This window comes from Microbacterium telephonicum (assembly GCF_003651225.1).
Taxonomy (GTDB): domain Bacteria; phylum Actinomycetota; class Actinomycetes; order Actinomycetales; family Microbacteriaceae; genus Microbacterium; species Microbacterium telephonicum.
The window spans coordinates 152,681-170,276 of the sequence record NZ_RCDB01000002.1 but is presented as its reverse complement, the minus strand read 5'-3'; the positions used below and the strand labels follow the sequence as shown (position 1 = coordinate 170,276).

Sequence of the window (17,596 nt, the reverse complement as noted above, 5' to 3'; positions counted from 1 at the left end):
GGAGTTTTCGGCACCGGAGGAGCGAAGGAATCCCGATTCTTTCACCCACGGCATCCGCGGGCCGAAGCCCGCTTTTGCCCGGTCGGTTCCGTCGCCCGCGCGGTGGTGCTTCGCTAGAGTGACGGTGAACAACTGAACGGCACACGCTAGGAGCTGACATGCCCGTCGCCACCCCAGAGCAGTACGCAGAGATGCTGGACAAAGCGAAGGCAGGCGGCTACGCCTTCCCCGCGATCAACGCCGCCAGCTCGCAGTCGATCAACGCGATCCTGCAGGGCCTCACCGAAGCCGGCTCGGACGGCATCATCCAGGTCACCACCGGCGGCGCCGACTACTTCGCCGGCCACACCGTCAAGGGACGCGCCACCGGCGCCATCGCCTTCGCGAAGTTCGCGACCGAGGTCGCCAAGAACTACCCGGTCACGGTGGCCCTGCACACCGACCACTGCCCCAAGCCCGCCCTCGACGACTTCGTGCTGCCGCTGATCGCCGCATCCGAAGACGAGGTCAAGGCAGGCCGCAATCCGCTGTTCAACTCCCACATGTGGGACGGCTCGGCGGTGCCTCTCGACGAGAACATCGAGATCGCGAAGGAGCTGCTCCCCCGCATCAAGGCGATCAACGCGATCCTCGAGGTCGAGATCGGCGTCGTCGGCGGCGAGGAGGACGGCGTCAAGCACGAGGGCTCGAACGAGGCGCTCTACACCACGACCGCCGACGTCTCGAAGTTCGTCGACGCGCTCGGCCTCGGCGAGAACGGCCGCTACATCGCCGCGCTCACCTTCGGCAACGTGCACGGCGTCTACAAGCCCGGCAACGTGAAGCTGCGCCCCGAGCTGCTCGGCGAGATCCAGGCCGGCATCGCCGAGAAGTTCGGCACCGGTGAGAAGCCGCTCGACCTCGTCTTCCACGGCGGCAGCGGCTCGACCCCCGAGGAGATCGCCCTCGCGGTCGCCAACGGCGTCGTGAAGATGAACATCGACACCGACACGCAGTACGCGTTCACGCGCTCGGTCGCCGGGTTCATGTTCCAGAACTACGACGGCGTGCTCAAGGTCGACGGCGAGGTGGGCAACAAGAAGGCCTACGACCCGCGCGCCTGGGGCAAGGTCGCCGAGACCGCCATGGCCGCCCGCGTCGTCGAGGCGACGCAGCAGCTCGGTTCGACGGGCCACTCGATCAGCATCTGATCCGGCTCCCGCCCGCGAACGCCCCGGCCACGCGCCGGGGCGTTCGTGCGTTCCCAGTCCGCGTCGCCGGTCAGGCCGGGGCGCGGAAGACGTCGAGGATGCTGGGCGCGCCGTCGGGACGATCCACGATCGTGATCTCGTCACCCGCGGCGACCCGGCCCGGCCGGAGCACCTTCAGGTACGGCCCGAGCCGCCGCTCGGCGGAGAACCGCTTGACCCAGCCGCGTTCGTCGTCACCGCCCACCCAGCGGGCGAACGTCTGACACGGCGTGCGCGGCATCGTGACCTCGACCTCGACGCTGTCGCCGATGCGCCAGATCTCGCCGATCCGCGCCGCGTTGACGTCGATGCCCTCGGTGCGCAGGTTCTCGCCGAAGAACCCCGGCGGGAGCGCGCGTCCGAGCTCCTGCTCCCAGAATCGCGCGTCCTCCTGCGCGTAGGCGTACAGCGCCTTGTCGAGTCCGCCGTGATGCTTGCGGTCGGCCTGCACGTCGGCGTAGACGCCGTAGGGCCCGACCTTGACGGGGCCGGCCACCGGCGTCTTGTCGATCGCCGTGATGCCGACCGTGCCGGCATCCGGGCGCAGCGCGCTCACGGTGCAGACGGCGAGCAGCCGCGCGGTCACTGCGCCCCCACGACGGCCGCGACGAGGGCGGGATCGCCGAGGATCGGCACCGTGAGGCATGCGCTCACCAGAATGAAGGAGACGACGGCGCCGACGAAGGGGATCCACACCGCGCGGCGCCCCTTCGTGCTCCAGTGCCACGCCCACAGCGCCGTCAGCAGCCAGCCCACCGCGAAGACGATCGCGGCGATGCGGCCCCACAGGGTGCCGGACTCGTAGTTCGTGAACTCCGCGTCGACGCCGGCCATCTGCATCCACGTCTCGGCGAATCCGGCGACGTCGAGCAGCTGCGGGATGGTCGTCACGACCGTGTAGAGGCCGTAGACGAGGAGCGCGATCGTGACGATGCGGTCGCCGCGCAGCGACGGCGCGGGACGGGCGGGCGGTGCGTCGTCGGAGGAGACGGCGGGCATCCCGACCGGCGGGGGCGCGTCGGGCGGCACCGGAGCCGACGTCACGGCTGCGGGCGGGGCGGACGTCGCCGACGCCTCCAGCGGAGTCGCGTCGACGTCGGGGAGCGTGCCGCGGCCGCGGATGATGCTCTCGCGCTGCTGCTCGGGCGTCGCGTACTCGCCGTACAGCGGGGCGGGGCGCGGGGACTCTGAGCGCTCGGCGGGCTCGGTGGCGCTCACGCCCGGCCGCCCGCCTGGCGACCGCCGAGGGCGCGGTCGTCGCGCTTGCCGCTCGCGTCCTGTCGCAGCTCCTTCGGCAGCGAGAAGATGAGGTCCTCCTCTGCGGTGCGCACCTGCTCGACGTCTCGGTACCCGGCGCCGGCGAGCTCCTCGAGCACCTCCTGCACGAGCACTTCGGGCACCGAGGCGCCGCTGGTGACGCCGACCGTGGCGGCATCCGCGATCCACTCCTGCTGGATCTCGTGCGCGTAGTCGACCCGGTACGCCCGGTCCGCGCCGTACTCGAGGGCGACCTCGACCAGGCGCACCGAGTTGGACGAGTTCGCGGAGCCGACGACGATGACGACGTCGGCATCCTTCGCGACCTTCTTGATCGCGACCTGCCGGTTCTGCGTGGCGTAGCAGATGTCGTCGGAGGGCGGATCGTTCAGTTCGGGGAAGCGCTCGCGCAGTCGGCGCACCGTCTCCATCGTCTCGTCGACCGACAGCGTCGTCTGAGACAGCCACACGACCTTCGACGGGTCCTTCACGACGACGCGGTCGGCATCCTCGGGCGAGTTGACCACCGTGACATGGTCGGGCGCCTCGCCGGCCGTGCCCTCGACCTCTTCGTGACCGTCGTGACCGATCAGCAGGATCTCGAAGTCGTCGCGCGCGAAGCGCACGGCCTCGCGGTGCACCTTCGTCACGAGCGGGCAGGTCGCGTCGATCGCGTGCAGGCCGCGGTCGGATGCGGCGCCCACGACGGCCGGGGACACCCCGTGCGCGCTGAAGACGACATGCGCCCCCTCGGGGACCTCGTCGACCTCCTCGACGAAGACGGCGCCCTTCTTCTCCAGTTCGGTCACGACGTGGATGTTGTGCACGATCTGCTTGCGCACGTAGACCGGGGCGCCGTAACGCTCGAGCGCCTTCTCGACGGCGATGACGGCGCGATCGACACCGGCGCAGTAGCCGCGGGGCGAAGCCAGCAGGACGCGCTTGGCCCCTGCGACCGGGATATCCTGAAGCCGCCCGCGCGGCCCCGGGATGTGGGGCACGGGAAGACGGACGGCGGTAGCGCTCACTCCTCGATTCTAGGAGTCCCGCCTGGACGCGGGCCGGAAGGGACCCATGACCTCGTTCGAGCCTGCGCCCGGGCAGACGCCCCCGCCGGATGCCGTGCACCCGCGCGACTCGTCGGCCGACACACCGACGTCGGTGTCGAGGTTGAACGAGACGATCCGCGACTTCGTGCAGCGCTGGAACAGTGTGTGGGTCGACGGCGAGATCACCGCCTGGAATCTGCGCGGCGGGCACGTGTTCGGCCGGCTCAAGGATGCCGACGGCGCCGCCTCACTCAGCTTCAAGCTGTGGTCGTCGACGCTGCAGCGCCTGCCCGAGCAGCTCAAGGTCGGCGACCGGGTCGTCGCCTGCGTCAAGGCCGACTTCTTCGTGAAGTCGGGCGAGTTCTCCTTCACCGCGTCGGCGATGCGTCCGACGGGACTCGGCGACCAGCTGGAGCGCCTGGAGCGCCTGCGGGCGCAACTGCGCGGCGAGGGGCTGTTCGACCCCGCCCGCAAGCAGCCGCTCCCGTTCCTGCCGCACGTCGTGGGCCTCATCACGGGCGAACGCAGCGACGCCGAGAAGGACGTGCACCGCAACGCCGAGCTGCGCTGGCCCGAGGTGCGCTTCCGCACCGTGCACGCAGCCGTGCAGGGCGACCGGTGCGTGCCCGAGACCCTCGCGGCCCTGAAGACGCTGGATGCCGACCCCGAAGTCGACGTCATCATCATCGCCCGCGGCGGCGGCGACCCGCAGACGCTGCTGGGATTCTCCGACGAGCGGCTCGTGCGCGCGGTCGCGGCGGCCCGCACGCCCGTCGTCTCGGCGATCGGACACGAGAACGACCATCCCCTGCTCGACGACGTCGCCGACCTCCGTGCGTCGACACCGACCGACGCCGCCAAGAAGGTGGTGCCCGACGTCGCTGAGCAGCGTGCGCTCGTGCAGCAGCTGCGCAGCCGCGCCCGCACGCGCGTGACGCAGCGGGTGCAGACCGAGCTGCATCACCTCGAGCAGGTGCGCTCGCGCCCCGTGCTGCGCGATCCGGAGTCGCTGCTGACCGGCCGCGCGCAGGAGGTGTGGACGCTCGCCTCCCGGGGACGGGAGGTGATGACGCGACGGCTGGATGCGGCCGCGCGCTCGTCCGCGGAGCTCAGCGCGTCGCTGCGCGCCCTCTCCCCCGGAGCGACGCTCGCGCGCGGCTACGCGATCGCCCATCTCGGCGAGGGCGTCATCATCCGCGACGCCACGCAGGCGGCCCCGGGCGCGACGGTCACCGTGACGGTGGCGCGCGGTTCGTTCGCCGCCCTTTCGGAGGGGGAGGTCGCCGAGGCGGACTGACCTCGCGGCCTAGAATGGAGACCATGACCAGCGACGCCGGGCCCGACGTCCAGACCCTCTCGTTCGAGCAGGCTCGGGACGAGCTGATGCGCGTCGTCGCCGAACTCGAGCAGGGCGCGCCGACGCTCGAGCACTCGCTCGAGCTGTGGACGCGCGGTGAGGCCCTCGCTGCCCGCTGCGAGCAGTGGCTGCTGGGCGCCAAGCGCCGCCTCGACGAAGCCCGTCCCGGCGGCGAGGCGTGATGGCCCGCGCTCCCCGCGTCGTCGCCGAACTCGGGCGCCCCGAGACCGCGGACGAGGCCGCCGCCCGCAAGGCCGCGTCGTCGCAGGCGTACCGGTCCAGCAAAACCGTCCGCAACCTCGTCGCCGCACTGCTGATCACGGTCGCCGTCGTCGCCGTGGTCTACTTCGGCGTGCCGCGCGGCACACCTCCGGAGCCCGCGCCGATCGACGTCGCCGCCGCAGCGGAGGACGTCGCCGCATCCGCAGGCCGACCCGTCGTCGTGCCGGATGTCCCCGAGGACTGGCGCGCGAACCGCGCCGGACTCGACGGCGGCGTGTGGACGATCGTCTACGCCCCGGAGTCGTCGACGGAGTTCATCAACGTCGCCCAGGGCTTCGACACCGACGACACGTGGGTCAGCGCGCGTCTGGACGGCGTCGCGCCGACCGGGCAGAGCGTGGTCGACGGCATCACGTGGGACGTCTACGACCTGCAGCGCGGGAACCGCGACGACAACGTGACCTACGCCCTCGCGACCCGCGCCGCCGGCGACACCGTGCTCGTCTACGGCCAGTTCTCCCCGGAGACCGCCCAGACGGCGGCCGCCGCGCTGACCGACCCCATCCGCGACCTCGAGGAGACCCGATGACGTCCACGCCGCAGCAGATCTGGGACGAGATGCGCTCGGGGAACGAGCGTTTCGTCGCCGGCAGCCCGCAGCATCCGCACCAGGACGTCGACCGCCGCCACGAGCTCGCGGCCGGTCAGACCCCGCACGCGGCACTGTTCGGCTGTGCCGACTCGCGGCTGGCGGCGGAGATCATCTTCGACCAGGGTCTCGGCGACCTGTTCGTCGTCCGCAACGCGGGACAGGTCAACTCCGACTCGGTCATCGGCAGCCTCGAGTACGCCGTCGCGGTGCTCGGCGTGCCGCTGATCGTCGTGCTCGGCCACGACGCGTGCGGCGCCGTCGGCGCGGCGATCGAGTCGACCTCGATCGACGCCCCGGCGCTTCCGCCGCACATCTGGCATCAGATCGCCCCGATCGTTCCCGCCGTGCGCCGCGTGCTGCGCGCGACCCCGGGAACGACGGCCGAGACGGTCGACGCCGAGCAGGTCGGCCGCGAGCACCTGCGTGACACCGTCGCCGAACTCGTCCACTCCTCCGAGGTCATCAGTCAGGCCATCGCCGAGGGGCGCCTGGCGATCGTGGGCGCGAACTACCGGCTCGCCGAGGGCACCGCCGTGCCCGACGTCGTCGTCGGCGCCGTCACCCTCTGAGCACCACCGGACACCCACCACCACACGGAAACAAGGACGTGACCATGACCGACGCCACCGAGTACCGCATCGAGCACGACACCATGGGCGAGGTGCGGGTCCCCAAAGAAGCGCTGTACGCCGCCCAGACGCAGCGCGCCGTCGAGAACTTCCCGATCTCGGGCAAGGGACTCGAGTCCACGCAGATCGCCGCGCTCGCCCGCATCAAGAAGGCCGCGGCGCTCGCCAACAAAGAGCTCGGCACTCTCGACGGCGCGATCGCCGACGCCATCGCCGCTGCGGCCGACGACGTCGTCACGGGCGCCTACGACGCGCACTTCCCCGTCGACACGTACCAGACCGGCTCGGGCACGAGCTCGAACATGAACATGAACGAGGTGCTCGCGACCCTCGCGACGCGCAAGCTCGGCGCCACGGTGCACCCGAACGACCACGTGAACGCGTCGCAGTCCTCGAACGACGTCTTCCCGACGTCGGTGCACATCGCCGTGACACAGGCGCTCATCGACGACCTCATCCCGGCCCTCGATCACCTCGCCGTCGCGCTCGAGGCGAAGGCGGAGCTGTGGAAGGACGCCGTCAAGTCGGGCCGCACCCACCTCATGGACGCCACCCCCGTGACGCTCGGTCAGGAGTTCGGCGGCTACGCCCGCCAGATCCGGCTCGGCGTCGAGCGCGTGCAGGCCGTGATCCCGCGCGTCGGCGAGGTACCGCTGGGCGGCACGGCCGTCGGCACCGGCATCAACACGCCGCTCGGCTTCCCGCAGAAGGTCATCGCCCTGCTGCAGGCCGAGACCGAGCTTCCGATCACCGAGGCGAAGGACCACTTCGAGGCGCAGGCCAACCGCGACGGTCTCGTCGAAGCCTCGGGCGCTTTGCGCACGATCGCGGTGTCGCTCACGAAGATCAACAACGACATCCGCTGGATGGGGTCGGGTCCGAACACCGGTCTCGCCGAGCTTCACATCCCCGACCTGCAGCCCGGTTCGTCGATCATGCCGGGCAAGGTGAACCCCGTCGTCCCGGAGGCGACGCTCATGGTGTGCGCGCGCGTCATCGGCAACGACGCGACCGTCGCCTGGGCGGGGGCGTCCGGCGCGTTCGAGCTCAACGTGGCGATCCCGGTCATGGGGACCGCGCTGCTCGAGTCGATCCGCCTACTCTCCAACGCGATGCGCGTGCTCGCCGACAAGACCGTCGACGGACTCGTCGCCAACACCGAGCGCGCCGCCGCCTACGCGGGCATGTCGCCCTCGATCGTGACGCCGCTGAACAAGCTCATCGGCTACGAGGCGGCCGCCAAGATCGCCAAGCACTCGGTCGCCAAGGGCATCACGGTGCGCGAGGCGGTCATCGACCTCGGGTACGTCGAGCGGGGCGAGCTGACAGAGCAGCAGCTCGATGAGAAGCTCGATCTCCTCTCGATGACCCACGCGGGTTGATAATCGGAGCGTGAACCGCACGTCGCCCTCGCGCACCCGGCGGGTCCGCGCTCTCGCGCTGATCGCCGGGGTGGCCGCGCTGGGCTTCGCCCTCGCTGCGCTGGGGGTGCTCGTCGTGCACCTGGCGGCCGACCAGCCGCTGCCGTGGGCGGCGATCGTCGTCTATCTGCTCGTGGCGATCGTGACGGTCGGCGTCGTGGCGCTGGTGGGATGGGCCGTCTTCCCGCCCGACCCTCTCGAGAACCTGCCCGCCGATTCCGCCGAGAGCGCGTTCGACGTGCAGCGACGCCTGCTGGACGATGTGCGGCACGAGTTGAAGACACCGATCACCATCGTGCGCGGTCACCTCGAGATGATGGACCCGCGCGATCCCGAAGACGCCGCCCAGACGCGCGAACTCGGCATGGCAGAGCTCGACCGCATGACGCGCCTCATCGGCGACATCGACCTGCTGGCGGCCGTGGAGACCGACAAGTTGTCCTTCGGCGAGGTCGACCTCGCAGAACTCACGCGCAGAGTCGGCGAGCTCGTCGCCGTGATCCCCGGCCACGAGTGGAGCATCGAGCACACCGCGGATGCCGTCGTCCGCGGCGACGGCGACCGGTTGCTGCAGGCGTGGCTGCAGCTGGCCGACAACGCCGCCAAATACACGCCGGCCGGCTCCCCGATCCAGCTCGGCAGCGCCGTGCACGCCGCCGGCGCGCAGCTGTGGGTGCGCGACCACGGCCCGGGCATCCCACCGGCGATGCGACACCGCATCTTCCGCCGGTTCGACCGCGGCGCCGGCAAACGCACCGTCGGCGGCTCCGGGCTCGGACTCGCGATCGTCGACACGATCGCGAAAGCCCATCGCGGCCACTGCGCCATCGGCGACACGCCGGGAGGCGGGGCCACCTTCACGATCGAGATCCCCATCGGCACGCGGGCGGAGCTTCCCTCCCCCGTGCGTGCCGGCGACGTCCTGCTGCAGCGAGAGGCCACCGGATGACCCGCATCCTCGTCGTCGACGACGAACCCCACATCGTCTCGCTCGTCACCCGCGGGCTCCATTCCGAAGGGTACGAGACCGCGGTCGCCGAGGACGGTGCCGAGGCGCTGGAGCGCGCCCTCGAGGACGACATCGACCTCGTCGTGCTCGACGTCGGCCTGCCGACGATGGACGGGTTCGAAGTGCTGCGGATGCTGCGCGCGCGCGGCAGCGCGGTGCCCGTCATCATGCTCACCGCACGCAGCGGGACCTCCGACACGATCGAAGGTCTGGATGCCGGGGCCAGCGACTACATGCCCAAGCCGTTCGCGGTCGCGGAGCTGCTGGCGCGGGTGCGCTCCCGGCTGCGCGAGCGCAGCGCCACGCCGGTGCTGCTGACGCGCGGGGCGGTGAGCCTGGACGTGCTGGGGCGGCGGGCGACCGTGGACGGGCGCGAGGTCGACCTGTCGGCGCGCGAGTTCGCCCTGGCCGAGCAGTTCCTGCGCCACCCCGGCCAGGTGCTCACGCGCGATGTGCTGCTGAGCCGCGTGTGGGGCCTCGACTTCGATCCCGGATCGAACGTCGTCGACGTGTACGTGCGGTACCTGCGGGCCAAGCTCGGCCCCGACAACATCACCACGGTGCGCGGCGAGGGCTACCGCTGGGATTGACCTCGCGCGGCGACGACCCCGGAGGATCGCCGCCGCGCGGGAGGATGCCGGTCAGCTGAGCTCGCCGGCCTCCAGCAGCTCGGTGACGAGCGCCGCGATCGCGGAGCGCTCGGAGCGCTGCAGCGTCACGTGGCCGAAGAGCCCGTGACCCTTGAGCGTCTCGATGACCGAGGCGACGCCGTCGTGACGGCCCACGCGCAGGTTGTCGCGCTGCCCGACGTCGTGGGTGAGCACGACGCGCGAGTTCTGACCCATGCGGCTGAGCACCGTCAGCAGCACGTTGCGCTCGAGTGACTGCGCCTCGTCGACGATCACGAACGCGTCGTGCAGCGAGCGACCCCGGATGTGGGTCAGCGGCAGCACCTCGAGCATCCCGCGGGCGACGACCTCTTCGAGCACGTTGCCCGAGACGACCGAGCCGAGGGTGTCGAACACGGCCTGTCCCCACGGGCCCATCTTCTCGTTCTGGTCGCCGGGGAGGTAGCCGAGCTCCTGCCCGCCGACGGCGAACAGCGGCCGGAAGACGATGATCTTCTTCTGCTGCTGACGCTCCAGCACCGCCTCCAGGCCCGCGCACAGCGCGAGCGCGGACTTGCCGGTGCCGGCGCGACCGCCGAGGGACACGATGCCGACCTCGGGGTCGAGCAGCAGGTCGATCGCGATGCGCTGCTCGGCCGAGCGGCCGTGCAGGCCGAAGACGTCGCGGTCGCCGCGCACGAGTCGGAAGCCACCGTCGCCGGTGACGCGTCCGAGCGCGGATCCGCGCTCGGAGTGGATGACGAGTCCGGTGTTGATCGGGAAGCCGCGCACCGCGTCGCTCGTGGCGACTTCGCTCTCGTACAGGTCGCTCATCTCGTCGCCGGAGACGTGGATGTCGGCGATTCCGGTCCAGCCGCTGTCGACGGCCTGCTCGGCGAGGTACTCCTCCGCCGGAATGCCGAGGGAGGCGGCCTTGACGCGCATCGGCAGGTCCTTCGAGACGACGACGACCTCCTGCCCCTCCTGGGCCAGGTGCATCGCGACCGCCAGGATGCGGGTGTCGTTGTCGCCCAGGCGCATGCCCGCCGGCAGCACGCTCGGGTCGGTGTTGGTCAGCTCGACGCGCAGGGTGCCGCCGTCGCCGACCGGCACCGGGAAGTCGAGGCGACCGTGCTCGACGCGGAGCTCGTCGAGGTGACGCAACGCCTGGCGGGCGAAGTAGCCGATCTCGGGGTCGTGGCGCTTGCCCTCGAGTTCGGTGACGACCACCACCGGGACGACGACCGAGTGCTCGGCGAATCGGAAGAACGCCCGTGGATCGCTCAGCAGGACCGACGTGTCCAGCACGTATGTGCGGAGGTCCTGGTCGAGGTGCTGAGGATCGCCGGCCGCCTGCCCGGTCGCTCCGACGTGACGCTGGTGCTGTGCTGCTCGTGTGGTCACAACCCACTCCCGCCCCGGGTGGACACCCACCCGGCAGTCTCGAGTCGACCGTGGGCCACGAGTCAGTGGACGGCCGACTCGACCGGGCGCCTTGCCCGATGGGGCCAAGCTACGTCCCGCGGATGTCGGCGCGCGATCACGACACGCCGCGTCCTGTGTCGCGGACGTTAACTCTCGATGACGTGGTCGGGGTCGACGATGCCCGCATCCGGTTCGAGCACGATGCCGGGCTCGAAGATGACGGGGGCGGCCAACGCCCGGGCGCCCGCCGTCTCGGCGAGGGCGTCGCCGAGCAGGTGCAGCGTGTCGGCTCCGGTGCCGGCGTGGGCGCTCAGGCGGATGACGCCGCCGCGCGCCGTCGCGGTCACGCCGTGGTTGGCCAGCGCCGCGGCGAGGACGCCGGCATCCTGCGCCTCGGGGACGAGGGAGACGATGCCGGCGTGGGCGTCGCGCGGCGTCAGCACGGGGACCTCGTAGCGGTCAGCGAGGGCGAAGATGTGCCGCGCCCGGTCGGCGACCTCGGCGGCGACGGCGCCGACTCCCACGTCGCGCAGCTCCTGCAGCGACGAGGCCAGTCGCGCGGCGGCGAGGGTGTCCTCGGGGGCGATGACGAACGCGTCGGCCCCGGGCCGCGGCGCACCGACGCCGGGGACGCCGTACTCGGACAGCGACCCCGCGAACCCCGACAGCACGGGGCGGATGCGGTCGCGTGCGATCGCGGAGAACCGCGCGAAGCCGGTGCCCCGACCGGCGCGCAGCCACTTGTAGCCGTTGCCGCACACGACGTCGGCGGCGTCGTAGTCGGCGTCGACCACGCCGAAGCCCTGCACCGCGTCGACGATGAGCAGGCGGTCGCCGATGACGTCGCGCAGCGCGCCCAGGTCGGAGACGGCGCCGGTGCGGTAATCGACGAGGCTGACGGCGACGGCGGTGGTCTCGTCGCTCAGCTGCGCGCGGACGGCGTCGACCGTGACGATCCCGTCGGGCGTGTCGAGAGGGCGGACCCGCAGCTCGCCGATCGCGTCCTGCGCGCGCTGGGCGGCGACGGTGAGCGACGGGAACTCGTGCGGCGAGAGCAGCAGTTCACCGGCGAGACCGTAGAAGGCGTGCATGAGGCCGTACGTCGTCGACGGCTGCAGCGTGATCTCGTCGCGCGGGCAGTCCAGCAGCTCCGCGAGCAGGTCTTTCGCCTCGTCGGAGTGGCTCGCGACGAGCCCGATGCCGGTGTGGCGGCCCGAACCCAGCAATTCGGCATCCGCGTGCACTTCGTCGCGCACGGCGGGCGAGAGCGGGCCGAAGGACGCCCAGTTCAGGTAGCCGGGTTCGGCGTCGAACGAATCGAGATACGACTCCAGAGCGGACACGTCCTCCATCCTCTCACGTGCACCTGCACGGGATCGGGTGGTCGGCGAATGCCGTCAGCTCCCGTAGCGACGGTCGCGCGTCGCGTAGTCGCGGATGGCGCGCAGGAAGTCGACCTCACGGAGGTCGGGCCCGAGCGCCTCGACGAAGTAGAACTCGCTGTGCGCCGACTGCCACAGGAGGAAGTCGCTGAGGCGCTGTTCGCCCGACGTGCGGATGACGAGGTCAGGGTCGGCCTGCCCGCCGGTGTACAGGTGCTCGCCGATCTGCTCCGGGGTGAGGCTCGCGGCGAGTTCCTCGAGCGACCCGCCCTGCTCGTCGTGGGCGGCGATGATGCTGCGCACGGCGTCGACGATCTCACTGCGGCCGCCGTAGCCGACGGCCAGGTTGACGTGCAGCCCTGTGTTGCCGGCCGTGCGCTCCTCTGCCGTGCGCAGCACCCGCGCGAGCTCGGGGGGCAGCAGCTCGGCGCGACCGACGTGCTTGACGCGCCAGCCGGGCTCGTGGGAGAGCGCGTCGGCGAGCTCGGCGATGATCTCGATGAGGTCGGCGAGTTCGGCGCTGTCGCGCTTGGTGAGGTTGTCGGTGGAGAGCAGGTAGAGCGAGACGACGGCGATGCCGAGTTCATCGCACCAGCGGAGGAACTCGTGCATCTTCGCCGCACCGGCGCGGTGGCCCTCGGCGACCGTCGGATAGCCCGCCTGGCGCGCCCACCGACGGTTGCCGTCGATCATCATCGCGACGTGGTGCGGAACGGTCTGCGGAGTGAGGCGGCGCTTGAGCCGCGAGCTGTAGAGGCGGTAGAGCAGCCCGCTGCCCTCACCCGATCCGTGCGTCGCCACTCCCCTACGCTATCGCGCTGGTTTCCCGGCCCGCGTATGTGTCCGCCGGAATACCCGCCGGTCTAGGCTCGGAGCGTGACCCGACCCACGCCCGACGACGGCGCAGAGATGCCCCAGCTCCCCCTCCTGGATGCCGCCGCCGTCAGCGCGCACGTCGAGCTGAAGCCGTCGTGGCGCGGCTGGATCCACGCCGGCACCTTCCCGGTCGCGATCGCCGCCGGCATCGTCCTCATCGCGCTCGCCTACGACTCCGCACCGGCGAAGTGGGCGTGCGCGATGTTCATGGCGACGTCGCTGCTGCTGTTCGGCAACTCCGCGCTGTACCACCGGTTCAACTGGGGTCCGACGACGAAGGCCGTACTCAAGCGCATCGACCACGCCAACATCCTGCTGCTGATCGCCGGCACCTACACGCCGATCGCGGTGCTCGCGCTGCCGCCCGAGAAGGGCACCCTGCTGCTGATCCTCGTGTGGAGCGGCGCGCTGCTGGGCATCCTGTTCCGCGTGTTCTGGATCCACGCGCCGCGCTGGCTCTACGTCGCGTTGTATCTGCTGCTGGGCTGGGCGGCGGTGATGTACATCGTCGACCTGCTGCAGGCGAACCTCGCGATGATGGTCCTCGTCATCGTCGGCGGCCTGCTCTACACCGGTGGCGCCGTGGTGTACGCGCTCAAGCGCCCCAACCCGTGGCCGGGCCATTTCGGCTTCCACGAGATCTTCCACGTGTGCACCGTGCTCGCCTTCCTCTGCCACTGGACGGCGTGCCTGCTGATCGCGCTGGACCCGCTCAGTCCTTCGCTGGGCGTTCCGGCGTGACCTCGCCGGCATCGGCGGCCTGCTCGGCGTCGAGCTCGTCGCGGATGTCGGCGCGGTAACCGGCGCGGCGGATGCGGCGCAGCATGTCGGCGAGAAGGAACACGACCGCGATCGCGACGACCGCGATGCCCACGAAGCCGATGAAACCGGGAGACACCTGGTCGGGGTTCACTGTCATCGACGGTGTCGGCAGCGGTGTCGCATCGGCGAGCAGCCACGTGGGCAGGTGCATGATTCCCCGTTCTGCGCGCGAGCGCCTAGCCTGGAGTTCCAGCCTATGTCCTCCCCCACTGCGCCCATGACCTCGCCCGCCGCCCTCGACGACCGTTACGGTCGCACCCGACGCCGCCGCTGGCCGTGGATCGTCTTCGGCGCGGTCGTGCTCGGGATCGTGGGCTGGTACGGCTGGTCGACCGTGTCGACGTCGCTCGACGCGATCGACACCGACGCCACCGGATTCGCGGTCGTCGACGAGCGCACCGTCACGGTCGACTTCCAGACGACCGGCCGCGCGAACGTGCCCATCGCGTGCGCACTCGAGGCCCAGGACGTCGAGCACGGCGTGGTCGGCTGGCGCATCGTGCAGTACCCGGCCGACCCGTCGGCGACACGGTCGTTCAGCGAGACGATCCCCACCACGGCGGAGGCGACGACCGGTTTGGTCACCTCCTGCTGGATCCCGTAGGCTGGCCTGCACACATCCGCGCCCCGGCACGACGCCGGGGCGTTCGGTTTAGCCCCCGGCATCCACCGTCGCCCTGCCCGCGTGCAGGGACGTGTCGTGCCGGACGACCAAGGAGACGACGTGTCCGACACCACCGAGACCTTCCTCACGCAGGAGGCGTACGACCGCCTCGCCGCCGAGCTCGAGCACCTCTCGACGGTGGGTCGCGAGGAGATCGCCAAGCGCATCGAGGCCGCCCGCGAAGAGGGCGACCTGAAGGAGAACGGCGGCTACCACGCCGCCAAGGACGAGCAGGGCAAGCAGGAGGCGCGCATCCGCACGCTGCAGGCCCTGCTGAAGGACGCCAAGGTGGGCACCGCCCCCGAATCCGACGGCACCGTGCTCTCGGGTACCGTCGTGACGGCGCTCGTCGCCGGCGGCGAGGAGAAGTTCCTGCTCGGCAACCGCGAGATCGCCGCGAACTCCGAGCTCGACGTGTACAGCGAGGCGTCGCCGCTGGGCGCTGCCATCCTGGGCCTCACCGAGGGAGCGAAGACGTCGTACACCGCCCCCAACGGGCGCGAGATCGCCGTGGAGATCGTGAAGGTCGAGACCTACGCGGGCCAGTGACCCGCAGGCCCCGCGCCGCCGAGGTCAGTCCTCGAGCAGGCGCGGGGCGAACCCGGCGCGCTCGAGCGTGTCGATGACCTGACGACGGTGCTCCTCACCGCGCGTCTCGACGCTCAGCTGCAGGATCACCTCGCTGATCTGCAGACCCTGCCCGTGACGGGTGTGGTGCACCTCGATGACGTTGGCGCCGACGATCGCCAGCAGCTCCGACACGCGCGCGAGCTGGCCCGGCCGGTCCGGCAGCGGGATCTGCAGGGTCATGTAGCGGCCGGATGCGGCCAGTCCGTGCGCGACGACGCGCTGCATGAGCAGCGGGTCGATGTTGCCGCCCGACAGGATCGACACGGTCGGCCCCGTCGCGGTGACCTTTCCGGCCAGGATGGCCGCCACACCGACGGCGCCGGCGGGCTCGACGACCTGCTTGGCGCGCTCGAGCAGCACGAGCAGGGCACGGGCGATGTCGTCGTCGGTGACGGTGACGACCTCGTCGACGAGCTCACTGATGATCTCGAACGGCACGTCGCCCGGGCGCGCGACGGCGATGCCGTCGGCGATGGTCGGTGTCGTCTTCACGGTGAGCGGCTCGTGGGCCTGCAGGGAGGCCGGGTAGGCGGCGGAGTTCTCGGCCTGCACGCCGATGATGCGCACGGAGCGCCCCTCGGCGGCGGCGCGCGCCTTGATCGCGGCGGCGACGCCGGCGATGAGTCCGCCGCCGCCGATGCCGACGAGCACCGTCTCGACGTCGGGCACGGCATCCCAGACCTCGAGGCCGAGGGTGCCCTGGCCGATGATGACGTCGCGGTGGTCGTACGGGTGGATGAGCACCGCGCCGGTGCGCTCGGCGAACTCGATCGCGAGCTTCAGCGGCGTCTCGAACGTCGCCCCCTCCAGCACGACGTCGGCGCCGTAGCCGCGGGTCGCGAGGAGCTTGGGCACCGGCACGCCGAGGGGCATGAAGATCGTCGCCGGGATGCCGAGCTTCTGGGCGGCCAGGGCCACGCCCTGGGCGTGGTTGCCCGCGGATGCCGCGACGACGCCGCGGGCGCGCTCCTCGGCACTGAGCCGTGACAGCCGATACGCGGCGCCGCGGATCTTGAACGAGCCGGTGCGCTGCAGGTGCTCGAACTTCAGGTGCACGGGCGCGCCGAGGACGGCGCTGAGGTGGTCGGAGACGTCGACGGGGGTCGTCGTGATGACGTCGCCGAGGAAGGCGGCGGCGTCTTCGAACTCCGCCAGGGTGGGGATGGTCACGCGGGGGTCCTCCGGGTGCGGGGCACGGTGCTCCAGATCAGGTCTTCGGGTTCGGGGCGACGGCCGGTCTGCCACTGTCGCCGGGAGAGGTAGACGGTCACGACGTTGACGAACGCCGCCAGCGGCACCGCGAACAGGGCTCCGGGGATGCCGGCGATCATCGCCCCGCCGGCCACGACGAGCACGACCGCCAACGGGTGCACCTTGACGGCCGATCCCATGAGGAGCGGCTGGAGCACATGGCCCTCGAGCTGCTGCACGGCGAGGACCGCCACCAGCATCCACAACGCGATCCACGGGCCGTTGTAGACGAGGGCGAGGAAGACGGCGAGGGCACCGGTGACGACGGCGCCGACGAACGGGATGAACGCACCGAGGAAGACCAGCACGCCGATGGGGATGGCCAGCGGCACGCCGAGGAAGAAGGCGGCCGCCGCGATGCCGATCGCGTCGATGGTCGCCACGAGCAACTGGGTGCGCGCGTAGTTGATGACCGTCACCCACCCGGCGCGGCCGGCACCGTCGACGGCGGCGCGGGAACGGGACGGGAACAGCCGCACGACCCAGCGCCAGATGCCGCCGCCGTCGGCGAGCGTGCACAGCAGGATGAACAGGGCGAGCAGGGTGCCGGTCGCGACGTGTCCGACGGTGGATCCGATCGCCAGTGCACCCGACCACAGGAGCTCCACCTGCTGCTGCGCGAAGGCCCATGCCTGCGCGAGCATGTCGTCGATCTGCGCCGAGGTGAGGTGCAGCGGACCGTCGATGAGGTACTGGCGGAACTGCTCCACGGCCTCGACGGTGCGGGTGCGCACCGACGACCACTCCCGCGTGATCTGCCAGATCGCGAGGTACAGCAGGCCACCGACGACGGCGAGCGTGCCGAGCACACTGATGACGATGGCGAGCCAGCGCGGAACGCGATGACGTAGCAGGAAGGTGAACGCCGGCCAGACGAGCGCCGTGACCAACAGCGCCACCAGGAACGGGACGACGAGCAGCTTCAGCTGGATGACGAGCCAGATCGCGATGGCGACGGCCGCCGCGATGACGACGAACCGCCACGCGTACGCGGTCGCGACGCGCAGCCCGTGCGGGAGCGAGTCGCCGATCTCGGTCGAGACGGTGCGGCCGCGCAGGGCGTCGAAGAACGATCCGCGCGGCTTGTCCTGCCGGGGGTCGGTGTCGCTCATC

20 protein-coding genes are annotated in these 17,596 nt (G+C 71.1%); 11 read left to right on the top strand and 9 right to left on the bottom strand.

Features of this window, described 5'->3' with window-relative positions:
* The first annotated feature begins 158 nt into the window (after window positions 1–158).
* Window positions 159–1,190 (top strand): class II fructose-bisphosphate aldolase, encoded by a 1,032-nt coding sequence (gene fbaA / locus C7474_RS05770; RefSeq protein ID WP_121058038.1) that lies wholly within the window; start codon window positions 159–161, stop codon window positions 1,188–1,190.
* A gap of 70 nt (window positions 1,191–1,260) precedes the next feature.
* Here the strand turns inward: fbaA and C7474_RS05765 are convergent, their stop codons facing one another.
* The 3 genes from C7474_RS05765 to C7474_RS05755 are packed head-to-tail and all read right to left on the bottom strand — an operon-like array spanning window position 1,261 to window position 3,487.
* Window positions 1,261–1,815 (bottom strand): MOSC domain-containing protein, encoded by a 555-nt coding sequence (locus tag C7474_RS05765; RefSeq protein ID WP_241965139.1) that lies wholly within the window; start codon window positions 1,813–1,815, stop codon window positions 1,261–1,263.
* Complete coding sequence (locus C7474_RS05760) at window positions 1,812–2,447, bottom strand: DUF6264 family protein (protein WP_121058036.1); 636 nt, start codon at window positions 2,445–2,447, stop codon at window positions 1,812–1,814. Before C7474_RS05760 ends, C7474_RS05765 begins: the two co-directional genes overlap by 4 nt.
* A complete protein-coding gene (locus C7474_RS05755; RefSeq protein ID WP_121058035.1) occupies window positions 2,444–3,487 on the bottom strand; it encodes a 4-hydroxy-3-methylbut-2-enyl diphosphate reductase in 1,044 nt (347 codons plus the stop codon). Before C7474_RS05755 ends, C7474_RS05760 begins: the two co-directional genes overlap by 4 nt.
* A 73-nt stretch (window positions 3,488–3,560) precedes the next feature.
* Here C7474_RS05755 and xseA point away from each other — a divergent pair, with 73 nt between their 5' ends.
* Genes xseA through C7474_RS05720 form a run of 7 tightly spaced genes read left to right on the top strand, consistent with a single transcriptional unit; the run spans window position 3,561 to window position 9,415 of the window.
* On the top strand, window positions 3,561–4,832 hold the full coding sequence (gene xseA / locus C7474_RS05750) for an exodeoxyribonuclease VII large subunit (protein WP_121058034.1): 1,272 nt from the start codon (window positions 3,561–3,563) through the stop codon (window positions 4,830–4,832).
* A 23-nt stretch (window positions 4,833–4,855) separates the two neighbouring features.
* Window positions 4,856–5,074 carry an exodeoxyribonuclease VII small subunit gene (locus C7474_RS05745; protein ID WP_121058033.1) on the top strand — a complete coding sequence of 73 codons (219 nt, stop codon included), beginning with the start codon at window positions 4,856–4,858 and terminating at the stop codon, window positions 5,072–5,074.
* Entirely contained in the window at window positions 5,074–5,703 is a 630-nt protein-coding gene (locus tag C7474_RS05740) for a DUF4245 family protein (RefSeq protein WP_121058032.1), read from the top strand. Before C7474_RS05745 ends, C7474_RS05740 begins: the two co-directional genes overlap by 1 nt.
* Window positions 5,700–6,335: a carbonic anhydrase gene (locus tag C7474_RS05735; RefSeq protein ID WP_121058031.1), complete on the top strand. Its 636-nt coding sequence runs from the start codon at window positions 5,700–5,702 to the stop codon at window positions 6,333–6,335. The genes C7474_RS05740 and C7474_RS05735 overlap by 4 nt, the downstream gene beginning before the upstream one ends.
* 44 nt (window positions 6,336–6,379) lie before the next feature.
* Window positions 6,380–7,777: a class II fumarate hydratase gene (locus tag C7474_RS05730; protein WP_121058030.1), complete on the top strand. Its 1,398-nt coding sequence runs from the start codon at window positions 6,380–6,382 to the stop codon at window positions 7,775–7,777.
* A 10-nt stretch (window positions 7,778–7,787) separates the two neighbouring features.
* A complete protein-coding gene (locus C7474_RS05725; RefSeq protein ID WP_241965137.1) occupies window positions 7,788–8,765 on the top strand; it encodes a sensor histidine kinase in 978 nt (325 codons plus the stop codon).
* The gene (locus tag C7474_RS05720; RefSeq protein ID WP_121058029.1) at window positions 8,762–9,415 is read left to right on the top strand and encodes a response regulator transcription factor; all 654 of its coding nucleotides are present in this window, start codon (window positions 8,762–8,764) and stop codon (window positions 9,413–9,415) included. Before C7474_RS05725 ends, C7474_RS05720 begins: the two co-directional genes overlap by 4 nt.
* A 51-nt stretch (window positions 9,416–9,466) precedes the next feature.
* On the opposite strand, the gene C7474_RS05715 is transcribed toward C7474_RS05720, so the two are convergent.
* The 3 genes from C7474_RS05715 to C7474_RS05705 all read right to left on the bottom strand — a co-directional run bounded on the left by C7474_RS05715 (window position 9,467) and on the right by C7474_RS05705 (window position 13,041).
* Window positions 9,467–10,837, bottom strand: a complete 1,371-nt coding sequence (locus C7474_RS05715) for a PhoH family protein (RefSeq protein WP_422385781.1) — start codon at window positions 10,835–10,837, stop codon at window positions 9,467–9,469.
* A 167-nt stretch (window positions 10,838–11,004) separates the two neighbouring features.
* Window positions 11,005–12,210: an aminotransferase class V-fold PLP-dependent enzyme gene (locus tag C7474_RS05710; RefSeq protein WP_121058028.1), complete on the bottom strand. Its 1,206-nt coding sequence runs from the start codon at window positions 12,208–12,210 to the stop codon at window positions 11,005–11,007.
* Window positions 12,211–12,255: 45 nt separating this feature from the next.
* On the bottom strand, window positions 12,256–13,041 hold the full coding sequence (locus tag C7474_RS05705) for an isoprenyl transferase (RefSeq protein ID WP_121058027.1): 786 nt from the start codon (window positions 13,039–13,041) through the stop codon (window positions 12,256–12,258).
* 108 nt (window positions 13,042–13,149) lie between these two features.
* On the opposite strand from C7474_RS05705, the gene trhA reads away from it, so the two are divergent.
* On the top strand, window positions 13,150–13,857 hold the full coding sequence (gene trhA / locus C7474_RS05700) for a PAQR family membrane homeostasis protein TrhA (RefSeq protein WP_121059264.1): 708 nt from the start codon (window positions 13,150–13,152) through the stop codon (window positions 13,855–13,857).
* Here trhA and C7474_RS05695 read toward each other — a convergent pair.
* Window positions 13,829–14,089, bottom strand: coding sequence for a hypothetical protein (locus tag C7474_RS05695; protein WP_121058026.1), 261 nt, complete (start codon window positions 14,087–14,089; stop codon window positions 13,829–13,831). The genes trhA and C7474_RS05695 overlap by 29 nt on opposite strands.
* 45 nt (window positions 14,090–14,134) lie before the next feature.
* Between C7474_RS05695 and C7474_RS05690 the strand changes: the two genes are divergently transcribed.
* Window positions 14,135–14,542, top strand: a complete 408-nt coding sequence (locus C7474_RS05690; RefSeq protein ID WP_241965136.1) for a DUF4307 domain-containing protein — start codon at window positions 14,135–14,137, stop codon at window positions 14,540–14,542.
* 120 nt (window positions 14,543–14,662) lie between these two features.
* Window positions 14,663–15,151 carry a transcription elongation factor GreA gene (greA, locus tag C7474_RS05685; protein WP_121059262.1) on the top strand — a complete coding sequence of 163 codons (489 nt, stop codon included), beginning with the start codon at window positions 14,663–14,665 and terminating at the stop codon, window positions 15,149–15,151.
* Window positions 15,152–15,175: 24 nt separating this feature from the next.
* Here the strand turns inward: greA and ilvA are convergent, their stop codons facing one another.
* Window positions 15,176–16,402 carry a threonine ammonia-lyase gene (ilvA, locus tag C7474_RS05680; protein ID WP_121058024.1) on the bottom strand — a complete coding sequence of 409 codons (1,227 nt, stop codon included), beginning with the start codon at window positions 16,400–16,402 and terminating at the stop codon, window positions 15,176–15,178.
* On the bottom strand, window positions 16,399–17,595 hold the full coding sequence (locus tag C7474_RS05675; RefSeq protein ID WP_121058023.1) for an AI-2E family transporter: 1,197 nt from the start codon (window positions 17,593–17,595) through the stop codon (window positions 16,399–16,401). The genes ilvA and C7474_RS05675 overlap by 4 nt, the downstream gene beginning before the upstream one ends.
* Window position 17,596: the final 1 nt, after the last annotated feature.